The 10,758-nt window shown below is 45.0% G+C and carries 12 protein-coding genes; 7 read left to right on the forward strand and 5 right to left on the reverse strand.

Annotation, left to right across the window (positions count from 1 at the left end; genetic code table 11):
* Positions 1–7 precede the first annotated feature (7 nt).
* The gene (locus H9649_RS12545; protein ID WP_191695247.1) at positions 8–778 is read right to left on the reverse strand and encodes an SDR family NAD(P)-dependent oxidoreductase; all 771 of its coding nucleotides are present in this window, start codon (positions 776–778) and stop codon (positions 8–10) included.
* 58 nt (positions 779–836) lie between these two features.
* The gene (locus H9649_RS12550) at positions 837–1,985 is read right to left on the reverse strand and encodes a thiolase family protein (protein WP_191695248.1); all 1,149 of its coding nucleotides are present in this window, start codon (positions 1,983–1,985) and stop codon (positions 837–839) included.
* Positions 1,986–2,184: 199 nt separating this feature from the next.
* On the opposite strand from H9649_RS12550, the gene H9649_RS12555 reads away from it, so the two are divergent.
* From H9649_RS12555 to H9649_RS12575, 5 genes are all read left to right on the forward strand, one after another.
* Positions 2,185–2,535, forward strand: a complete 351-nt coding sequence (locus H9649_RS12555; RefSeq protein ID WP_191695249.1) for a lmo0954 family membrane protein — start codon at positions 2,185–2,187, stop codon at positions 2,533–2,535.
* Between the two features lie 13 nt (positions 2,536–2,548).
* Positions 2,549–3,187, forward strand: a complete 639-nt coding sequence (locus H9649_RS12560) for a PspA/IM30 family protein (RefSeq protein ID WP_191695250.1) — start codon at positions 2,549–2,551, stop codon at positions 3,185–3,187.
* A 92-nt stretch (positions 3,188–3,279) separates the two neighbouring features.
* Positions 3,280–3,981: a cell wall-active antibiotics response protein LiaF gene (gene liaF, locus H9649_RS12565; protein ID WP_318241687.1), complete on the forward strand. Its 702-nt coding sequence runs from the start codon at positions 3,280–3,282 to the stop codon at positions 3,979–3,981.
* Positions 3,978–5,021: a sensor histidine kinase gene (locus H9649_RS12570; RefSeq protein ID WP_191695251.1), complete on the forward strand. Its 1,044-nt coding sequence runs from the start codon at positions 3,978–3,980 to the stop codon at positions 5,019–5,021. Before liaF ends, H9649_RS12570 begins: the two co-directional genes overlap by 4 nt.
* Positions 4,996–5,628: a response regulator transcription factor gene (locus tag H9649_RS12575; protein WP_191695252.1), complete on the forward strand. Its 633-nt coding sequence runs from the start codon at positions 4,996–4,998 to the stop codon at positions 5,626–5,628. Before H9649_RS12570 ends, H9649_RS12575 begins: the two co-directional genes overlap by 26 nt.
* A gap of 67 nt (positions 5,629–5,695) precedes the next feature.
* Here H9649_RS12575 and H9649_RS12580 read toward each other — a convergent pair whose 3' ends face one another.
* Positions 5,696–7,561 carry a mechanosensitive ion channel gene (locus H9649_RS12580; protein ID WP_225229861.1) on the reverse strand — a complete coding sequence of 622 codons (1,866 nt, stop codon included), beginning with the start codon at positions 7,559–7,561 and terminating at the stop codon, positions 5,696–5,698.
* A 156-nt stretch (positions 7,562–7,717) separates the two neighbouring features.
* Positions 7,718–8,059: a hypothetical protein gene (locus H9649_RS12585; RefSeq protein ID WP_191695254.1), complete on the reverse strand. Its 342-nt coding sequence runs from the start codon at positions 8,057–8,059 to the stop codon at positions 7,718–7,720.
* Positions 8,060–8,201: 142 nt separating this feature from the next.
* Between H9649_RS12585 and H9649_RS12590 the strand changes: the two genes are divergently transcribed.
* Positions 8,202–8,852: a CPBP family intramembrane glutamic endopeptidase gene (locus H9649_RS12590; protein ID WP_191695255.1), complete on the forward strand. Its 651-nt coding sequence runs from the start codon at positions 8,202–8,204 to the stop codon at positions 8,850–8,852.
* On the opposite strand, the gene H9649_RS12595 is transcribed toward H9649_RS12590, so the two are convergent.
* Complete coding sequence (locus tag H9649_RS12595) at positions 8,821–9,861, reverse strand: potassium channel family protein (RefSeq protein ID WP_225229862.1); 1,041 nt, start codon at positions 9,859–9,861, stop codon at positions 8,821–8,823. The two genes, H9649_RS12590 and H9649_RS12595, sit on opposite strands and share 32 nt — an antisense overlap.
* A 207-nt stretch (positions 9,862–10,068) precedes the next feature.
* Here H9649_RS12595 and H9649_RS12600 point away from each other — a divergent pair, with 207 nt between their 5' ends.
* Positions 10,069–10,728 carry a hypothetical protein gene (locus H9649_RS12600; RefSeq protein ID WP_191695256.1) on the forward strand — a complete coding sequence of 220 codons (660 nt, stop codon included), beginning with the start codon at positions 10,069–10,071 and terminating at the stop codon, positions 10,726–10,728.
* Positions 10,729–10,758: the final 30 nt, after the last annotated feature.

A 10,758-nucleotide genomic window follows, 5' to 3' on the forward strand; every position in this document is an offset into this window, starting at 1 on the left:
CCCCTTCCTATTTCGCCTGCATGCGAATCGCACCGTCAAGACGGATCACTTCGCCGTTCAGTAATGGATTCGTCACAATCGCTTCAACGAGTTTCGCATATTCATCCGGTTTGCCGAGCCGCTTCGGAAACAGTGTCATGTCAACGAGCGCTTGTTGCGCAGGTTCAGGCAACCCACCAAATAACGGTGTTTCTACTAGTCCAGGTGCAATGGTCATAACACGGATACCATAAGGAGCAAATTCCCGAGCAATCGGTAATGTCATCCCGACAACACCGCCTTTTGACGCACTGTATGCCGCTTGGCCGATTTGCCCTTCATACGCCGCGACAGAAGCAGTATTGACGATCACTCCCCGCTCTCCCTCCCCATTCGGTTCGTTTTCCATCATCTTTGCTGCCGCTACACGGATAACATTGAATGTGCCGATCAGATTCACTTGAATGAGCTGTGTAAACCGTTCGAGCGCTATCGGTCCACCTTTTGACACAACTTTTCCCGGTGTCGCGATGCCTGCACAATTGACGAGCATATTCACTTTCCCGAACATCGAAAACGCTTCAGCGACATTGCGTTCCACATCTGTTGCACTTGCCACATCCGTCTTCAGAAATGAAACCCGTTCTCCCCCGAGCTCATCGACCAATGCTTGGCCGCGCTCTTCATTCATATCGAAAATCATCACTTTTCCGCCCGCCGCAATAACCCGTCTTGTCGTCGCTTCTCCTAAACCGGACGCGCCACCTGTGACAATCGCAATCACTTCATTTAACTTCATAAGCTCATCCCCCTTGAAACTGTCTGGCACGATTCATTTTGAATAAACCCTACTTCCCTTATATCCGTTCAATAATCGTAGCGTTCGCCATGCCCATCCCTTCACAAATCGCAAGCAGACCGTAACGTCCTCCCGTTCTTCTCAATTCGTTCATCAATGAAACGAGCAATTTCGTTCCAGTCGCACCGAGAGGGTGTCCCAGTGCAATCGCACCGCCATTCGGATTCAGTTTTTCAGGGTCCGCCCCAGTTTCTTTCAGCCATGCGAGCGGCACAGGCGCAAATGCTTCGTTCACTTCATAGATGTCCATATCGTCTATCGTCAAGCCTGCTTTCATTAGCACTTTCCGTGTCGCTTCAATTGGACCGGTCAGCATAAGTGTCGGATCGGAGCCGACGACTGAACGCGCGACGATTCGCGCATACGGACGGACACCAAGTTCTTCTGCACGCTCTTTAGACATCAGCAAAACGGCCGATGCACCGTCACTCATTTGACTGGCGTTGCCTGCGGTAATGACGCCATTTTCGTCGAACACCGTTCGGAGTCCGGCAAGCACTTCTGGTGTTGAATCCGGACGCGGACCTTCATCCGTTGTAATGGTTTCAACCGTCCCATCGACGCGATTAACAGCAACCGGCACGATTTCGTCCTGGAATTTGCCTTGTTCGATGGCCTTGATCGCTTTCTGATGACTTTCGTAAGCGAACTTATCGAGGTCTTCACGTGATAATCCCCATTTCGCTGCAATTCGTTCTGCTGACAGACCTTGGTTAATGATTTCATGTTTCTCCGTCAGTTTCGGGCTCGGTTTCGCGTCGCCCATATTGGAAAACATCGGAGCGCGCGTCATGCTTTCGACGCCACCCGCGATGACGATGTCCATATCACCTGATGCGATGGCTTGAGATGCAAAGTGCACCGCCTGCTGACTCGATCCGCATTGACGGTCGATGGTGACACCTGGTACATGGATTGGGAAGCCGGCAATTAAGGCAGCTGTGCGTGCAATATTGCCTCCCTGTTCATCGGATTGTGTGACACATCCTAAAATGACATCTTCGACTTCAGCTTTGTCGATACCAGCACGGTTTACAAGTTCTTCAAGGACGATTGCGGCAAGTTCGTCAGGTCTGTAGTCTGAAAATCCTCCTTTACGTCTGCCAACTGCAGTTCTTACCCCTTCTACGATGACAACTTCTCTCATAAGCACACCCTATTCTCTGAATTGATTGAACGTTCATATAGTTATAGCTTACATGAAAGCGCTACCTATTTCCATATGCATTTGAAGAGAATTTAGATGGAAATCGGTCGTAGGTCGTAGATGCATATCCGCTTTGCGCCTGTTTGGACAAACGAGAACCCATTATATGATTAGGGTACAACGAAAGGAGGAACAACAAATGAAGAAATTTGGTCTTGCGACACTCGGAATTGTGGCAGCTATCGTTGTTCTATCGAATGTAGGTTCAATTATAGCGCTCGCTATTTCGGCTTTAATCGCTTTTGCAGGATTCCATTACTATAGGAAGACGGATTCTATTTTGCTGAAGCTTTTCTGGGGATCCGTGTTACTCATCGGTTTATTAACATCCGTTGCGAACATTCCCGCTTTCATCGGCATCCTTGCGCTGCTTGGTGTCTATTATGTATGGCGCGAGTGGAACGGCGGAAAAAACAAAGATATTACGACAAACCATTCTGGCGACCCGTTCGTCAATTTCGAACGCCAGTGGGATGAAATGACAAAATAAGGAGGACAATCAAATGAATTCATTGTGGAACAGACTTAAATATACGGTGCAAGCAGATTTGCACGCGGTACTCGACAAACAGGAAAAGAAAAACCCGATTGCCTTGTTGAATCAATACATTACAGAAGCAGAAAAACAGACGACTTCTGTCGGTAAACTTCTGGAACGACAAAGTCAATTGAAAGCCGCACTTGAAAAAGAGTATGCGGAAGCCGCGTCAATGGCCGATAAACGGCGTAACCAATTGGCATTGGCAGAATCGACAGGCGAAGAGGATCTCGTCACTTTCGCGCAAACGGAAGTCCATGCCTATGAAACACGTGCAACGGATTTGGCGAAAAGTATCACTGAATCCGCACAGGAACTGATGTCTTTGGAACGGAAATTCGAGGAAATGAAACATAAAGTGAAAGATATGAAAGTGCGTCAGCTTCAATTGATGGGCAAAGAGAATGTCACCCGCGCCAATCGCCGGATGGATTCATTCATCTCACCGGATCATGCGGACAAACAGGTTTCATCTGTCTCTGAGATGAAGAACTATATTGAAAACCTGGATAAGAAAATCTCAAACGAGTATGAAACGTCTTCCATGGAACGCAGATTGGAATCATTGGAGAAAAGTGCCGCACAGCAAACGGAAATTGTGTAAGATAGGAAGTAAGGGATAGGATTATTCCGTTCAGAAATGGGAAGGTAAAAAACCTTCCCATTTCAATCTGGCGTCAAGAAGGAGGCTTCATCGTGCAAAAATTAGATACGAACAAGATGACGTTCTGGATTATCGCTTTTTTACTGCTGATTTTCATAGAGGCGGCTTTTTTGTCAAACGGAAATATCATCTTCCTTCTTCTTGGTGCCGGATTTACGTATTGGGGATTTAAAAAGCGCTATAAATGGCTGACGTTTTTAGGTCTGTTCTTTTTCGTCATGGCGTTGCTCAAATTGTGGAGTTTGAGGATGCTTGTGCTCGCTGCATTCACTTATTTGCTCATGAACTTATGGAAAGGCGTTCCTGCGGATCAGATCATGCGGCCGTTGAAAGCATTTAACAAAGAAACACCGAATGGCATTTGGAAAAACAAACTGTTTTCTGTACAATCTTCCCCTTTCTCATCATATGAATGGGAGGATATGCATATACAAGGCGTGTTCGGCGATATCCATGTCGATGTGACAGATACCGTTCTGCCGAAACGTACTTCATTCATCTCGATCCGGCAAGGTTTTGGTCGGGTGAAGATTGACTTGCCTTACGAAATTCCCGTGCGCATCCATTACAGTACGTTGTTTGGAGAAGCTCGCATTCTGGACATTCATCCGAAACGAATGGTGAATGAAACCCTTCATTATAAAGACGGGTATGACAATCCGATTGGAGACCGCGCAGAGCTCATCATCTCGATTGCCACATGGATCGGAGACATCGAGGTGAACCGCAAATGAAGAATTTGTTCGGACGCAGCTTCTTTTTATCCTTCCTTTTTATGGCGATTGCGGCAGGTTTCTTCTATCTGCTTGTCGATATGCCGATTGAAGAAAGCTGGATTCTGTTCTACGACCTTCAGTATGCAAGCGTCCCTTTAGGAGCTTGGATTATTGTCACGAGTATTACGATCGGAGCAAGCATCGCTTTGTGGATGGGCAGTATTAGCCGTGCAAAGGATAAGGCGATGGAGCGGAAATTGACAGGTTTGATTCAAAATGAAGATATACTGGAGCATAAACGTTTTTCACCGAAGATTGACCGCACGCTCGTTGATGTGTCAACGATTTTAGCAACACAACGGAAGAGCTTGCAACGAATTACGGATGAACGGGCGGAGGCGCAAGATAAGCTCATTCAAGAACGCATCGTCCAGGAACGTCAGCGGTTGGCGCGCGAATTGCATGACTCCGTATCCCAACAATTATTCGCAGCTTCGATGATGTTGTCCGCCTTGACGGAAAGCAGTCACGAAGATGCTGTGCGGAAACCACTTACGCAAGTTGAACGAGTTGTTCAGCAGGCGCAACTCGAAATGCGTGCGTTGCTGCTACATTTACGACCTGCAGCACTGAACAATAAATCATTAGCACAAGGACTTGAAGAGCTGCTCGTTGAATTAAAAGAGAAAGTGACGTTCGATATCCATTTCCGGTTGGAAGAAGTGTCTTTATCAAAAGGGGCAGAAGATCATTTATTCCGCATCGCGCAGGAAACGCTATCAAATACATTGCGTCATGCCCAGGCGACGGAAGTGGATGTGCTATTCGTCGAACGGGATGGACTCGCTATTTTCCGTGTGCAGGATAATGGCGTTGGTTTTGAAGAAGGTGACGGTAAAGGTGGATCGTACGGCTTACAGAACGTCAATGAACGGGCAATCGAAATTGGTGGAACATGTAAAATCGTCTCGGTTCCTTCACAAGGAACGATTGTGGAAGTGAAATTGCCGGCGAAAAAGGAGGAGGTTGCACATGATTCGGATTCTATTAGTGGATGATCACGAAATGGTGCGGCTTGGGGTTTCAACGTATTTGCAGACGCAAGCCGACATGGAAGTCGTCGGCGAAGCGGTGAATGGTCAAGAAGCGGTCGTCAAAGCGCTTGAACTGCGACCAGATATCATCCTGATGGATATGGTCATGCCGGTTATGAACGGCGCAGAAGCAACAGCGAATATTATCAAACAATGGCCGGAAGCGAAAATTGTCATCGTAACAAGTTTCCTCGATGACGATAAAGTGTATCCTGCGCTCGAAGCAGGTGCCGTCAGTTATATTTTGAAGACGTCGAATGCGAAACGGATTGCGGATGCCATTCGAGACACGCTGAAAGGTCAGACGGTTCTTGAGCCTGAAGTGACGACGAAGATGATGCAGAAGATGCGGACTGGTAATGATCATCGGCTTCATGATGATTTAACGGAACGCGAACGGGAGATTCTTCTGTTGCTGGCGAAAGGCAAAACGAATCAGGAAATTGCCGATGAGTTGTTCATTGCGCTCAAAACGGTTAAGACACATGTGAGTAATTTGCTGTCCAAACTCGAAGTACAAGATCGGACGCAAGCCGTGATTTATGCGTTTAAGAATAATCTTGTCGAATAATGGACAGAGAAAAACTGCCATGCTATCGTGTTTGCTGATAGCATGGCAGTTGTTTTCATTCACATGATTATGGTCTGAATGGACCGTTATCTGGATTTTCTCCACGATTCGGATCGTACGGATATTCTTCACCAGGATCCGGTGTGTTGAAACCATCGTCCGTTTTGTTTTGACCGAACGTAGATGGATTATTCAAGTCAGTCGGTCGGTAACCTTGAGTATGGAAACCATCCGTCGTATCAGAATCTGCCGGATCAGATAAAGGCAATTCGTCAGAAGGAAGATGACCAGTACGCGGCTCATAATCAGCCTGCGTCGGATACGGTGCCGCTGGGTTCACTTTATTTTGACGAGCCGTTTGATGCATGGCTTGTTGTGCATTTTGCGCGGATTGTTTAGCGTCTTGTTTCATATCTTGCTTTTCCTGCTCCCACTTCTCTTTAGAAACATCTGCTTCCTGCAAGCTGCCTTCCATTTTCGACAAGTAGCGTGAAGCGTGTTCACGACCACCTAAACCGAATGCTAGACCGACTGCAAGTGCAACTGCGCCAAGCGTGAGAATGAATGCCGCGTTAATGATTGCAGGTGCAATGCCAAGTTGGCTTAGTGCCATGAAAAATGCGAATGCAAGAATCGCGTATTTCGCAACATAGCGCAATACATGTGGCTGTCCTGATTTCGTTGTCATAATGCTGCCGACAAATTTCTCCGCGAGATTTGCAAGCCAGAAGCCGACTGCCAAGATGACAACGGCCGCAATGACCATTGGCAAGTATGCGAAGATGCCAGTTGCCAAAGTCACCATGAAGTTCAAGTCGAGAATTTGAAGCGCCTCAACGACGAACAACAGAATAACGACAATCTGTACGATCGTTCCTATAATCTGCGAGAATGACGGCATTGAAGCTGATGTGCTTGAACGCATGCCCATCTTCCCGGAAATCGAATTGATGCCTAAGTTGTCAAGAAGGGAAACGACAACGCCTTTAACCCATTTCGCCAAGTAAATACCGACGAGTACAAGCACAATCGCTACTGCAATTTTCGGCAGCATTGTCATAATATCGTTCAGCATGGCGATTGCCGGTTGAGATATACCTTCAAGATCCAGTACTTCAAGTGCAGAAATTGTTACCGGCAACATGATCAGAATGAAGACAATCGTTCCGATGATTCCTGAAATACTAGTAGTCGTACCTGGAGACGTGACTTTCAGTTTCGTTGCGAAACGATCGACTCCGACTGTTTCAAGTAATTTCGTCACAATGCTTCGGATGATTTTCGCAACAATCCAACCGATTGCGAAGATCAATGCTGCTCCGACAAGTTTCGGAATGAAGTTCATGAAGCTTGCAAGCATTCCTTCAAATGGTCCACTAATTCCGCTTAAACCGAGCGCGTGTAAAATAGCGGGTACGAACAATAGCAAAATAATGTAGAACGCAATGTTTGCTGCTGTTTCCACCCATTTGGATTTGTCGATTTCGTCAGGTGATGCACCGACTTTAGCGACATACTTATTGAGGTTCAATTTGCGGCCAAGCGCCAAAATAACTTTTTTGACGACCATTGCCAGAATCCAAGCTAATAGAAGGATCAGGCCGGCTTTCACGATGCTAAGAATGGCTCCTCCAATACCTGAATACATCGTCATGAACGGTGTTGCGATCATCGATGCGTTCATAATGTTGAAGAATAACAGGAATGCCAGCAATAAAATACCAAAGAAGAAAACTTTACTAATGATTTTTTCGACATTCCACTTATCTTCTTTCACATCGAGCCGTTCATTGACCCTCGATTTCTTCAAACGTTTATAAACGGCATTTTCGACCGCTTTGGCGATGAAAAAGCCTACAAGCAGCACAAGTAGTCCGAGGATCAATTCTGGCAGCCAACTTAATAGGTTGGCAAAGTATAAGTCTCTAAACATTAAGCGTCCTCCATTCATTTAAGTAATCTATTTAGCACTATTCCTGTAAACGAGAGAGGCTAAACCTATTATTCTTGTAAAATTGGAAAACGTGCCTATTTCTTAGCTATTCACCTCTTTTCCCCACACAAAAAGCAGCCCATCGATTCCGGCTGCTTACACTTGTTTCGATTGTTTTTTATCTTGGTTTTCATTCCATTGTTCATGAGCCTGATCATTGAATGTACGGTTATATTCTTCCTGATCACCGAACGGGAAACGTTCACCTGGTTTGAGGGTATGATAGTTTGGATTCATCGGCGATTTGTTTTGACCATATATAGATGGTTCATGTTTGCCGGTTTTATCCTCTGCGTTTTCTCTGAAATCATTTGTCCAATTGGAGTCGGATGGATCGGCCAGCGGTAATTCGTGTGTAGGTTCCATTCCTTTGCCCGGGTGCAATACTTTCGGTTCAAGGTCTTTTTTATTTGGATATTTTCCATCTTTTATTGTCATCGTGGATTCCACCCTTTCTACAAATAACTAGCCATAAGTAGTTATCTATTCCCTCTTTTAAACGCGCTAAACCTATTTGCAGCAATTAATTTGAGAAACTAAATTATCTGTAATTTCGTCCTGTTTTATAGGAGGTGGCAGTATGCGGAAAGTGTTTGGTGCGGTGTTCCCGATTGTCAGTATTTTTCTATTGTTATGGGTTGAACAAGGAATGCACGTTTCATACATATGGAAGACCGGCGCGAAAGCGGTACTGTTCCTCGTCATCCCTTTTCTGCTATTCCGTGCGACACGCTTTGCCTTTCTGCGTTTTCGGGAAACCGATCGCCGCAGTATCCTTATTGCGACGGGAATTGGTTTCTCCATTATGGTTGCGATAATCGGGACGTTCCTTTTACTGAAATCGAGCATCGATTTGGATGCACTCATCGCGGATCTCACGTTGTCCGGCATCACCCGTTCAGTCTTCCCATTCATTGCTTTGTATATCCTCTTTGGCAATTCAATGATGGAAGAGTTCTTCTTTCGCGGCATCTTGCCTGATCTTTTCGGTGGAACGCGGCTGCGCTTCCTACTGCCGCCACTCTTTTTCGCGATTTATCACATAGCGATCTTTTTGCCTTGGTTTAGCCCGCCTATTCTCGCCCTTGCTGTAGCCGGACTCTGGGCAGGCGGACTGATCTTTCAATGGGCGAACGAAAAAAGCAGGACGATTTTGCCATCCTGGATTATCCATCTTTTCGCCGATTTCGGGATTTTGATCATCGGGGTTTACGTCCTTTATTTTTATTGACCGTAAAGGCTTCGATTTTCTCTTGGTTCCCGATAACGATGAGCTTATCTCCCGCTTGCAGCTGTTCATCGAGGTCAGGATTGCTGATCAGTTCCTCTTTTCGTAAAATCGCGACGAGGGTGATGTCAAATTCCTTCCGGAGATCCGCGTCATCAATCGTCGAACCGATAATCGCTGCATCCTGTCCTAAGTCGATTTCACCGACCATGAATTCTTTCTTTTCAGACCGGATCAGATCGTTAATATAATCCGTACCGGTCGGTTTAATAATCGACATGGCAAGTTCACGGCCACCTATAATGGAAGGATTGATGACACTCGTGGCACCTGCTTTTGTCAGAATGTCTTCTGAATCGTCGCGCTCGGCTCTTGCAGCGATTTCAATGTCTTCGTTCAGACTTTTTGCGGTCAGTGTAATGAAAACATTATCCGCATCACTCGACAGAGCCGTTATGAGCGCACGTGCATGATCGACACGAGCTTTTCTCAAGGTTTCCTTATCTGTCGGATCCCCGATTATCCTAAGGACATGGGGCTCGATCGTTTCTTTCAAGTCTTCCTCATTGTCATGGATGATCAATAGCTGAAGATCCTCTTCATCATCCCTCAGTTGCTTGTACACTTGCTGCGCAACACGGCCGAAGCCACAGATGACAATATGTCCGCTCAAACTGGAGATCTGTTTATCCATCCTCTTCACCCACACTTTCTCTGATAAATGCTGTTCGATGAAATAGGAAGCACCCATTCCAAGGCCGTATGTAACGATTCCTGCCCCAAGCGGGACTAGAATGAGTGCAAACCATCTTCCCTCCTCGGTTGTCGGATAAATATCGCCGTAACCAATTGTCATTATAGAAACGACCGTCATCCAAAGCGCATTGAAAAAGGACAGTCCTTCAAAGTACATGAACCCGATCACAGCCGTTGCGACAAGTAAAATTGTCGTAGCTATTAAGAATATTAGCCGTCTGTAACGGATATTTATATTCAACCAATGCCTATACAAGCGACCGCCTCCATGATTCAGCTCTGTTGCTTGTAGTATTCCTTTGTATGGAATTGTATAAACCTGTGCATCCAAAATGAAAAAACCGCATGTGATTGGCATGCGGGTTTTAGCAATTAGTATTTTGCCAAATAACAATTTACTTTAAATGTGTTATTATAGAGTTAAGATTTGACCAGTCGGAAAATTCAAAACAATGAGGTGAACATGATAAAAAAAATAGTTGTTTATCTTTTAGGTGCTGCAATTTGTATATCTCTCTTTTGGTCAACAAGCTATTTATTTGCCAGTTCCACGTCTTTAAAAGAAAGTGATGATACAACCTACGTTGAAATTACATCAAGTGATTTATACACTAGACAAAGTTTCTTGATAGAAAATATGAGTGTTCAAGAACAGGTAGGACAGTCAGATGTACTATTTGTGGGTAAAGTAGTTGATATCTTGCCAACTGTTGAAACGAATGACTTAATCGATTCAGGTATTTTGGAAGCTAGAGAAAAAGGCTATAAGTACGTACACACCGATGTAATCATTGAAGTTCTTGAATACATCGGTGAAAAGAAACTTGATTTTAATGAAGTAGTTGTTAGACGACAAGGTGGTCGTATTGGCAATTCAGTTCATTCTACTGATATGGAAAACCTGAGTGTGGGTGAAGAAATTATATTAACAAGACTAGAAAAACCGGAAAATGTCACTCAAGTGCCAAATGGTTTTGAACCTGATCAGTACTTCTTATTCAGCCCAAATTCTAAGTTTGTATCTAAAGGAAAAGGACGATTTTACTTAGAAAACGATCCGAATGAAGTTATTACTAAAGAGGATATTATAGATATTACTAATAAACTTAATACCTCACAGTAATTCTTTAGTTAGAAATTATAAAAAATCTAG

This window comes from Sporosarcina quadrami, assembly GCF_014836615.1.
GTDB lineage: Bacteria > Bacillota > Bacilli > Bacillales_A > Planococcaceae > Sporosarcina > Sporosarcina quadrami.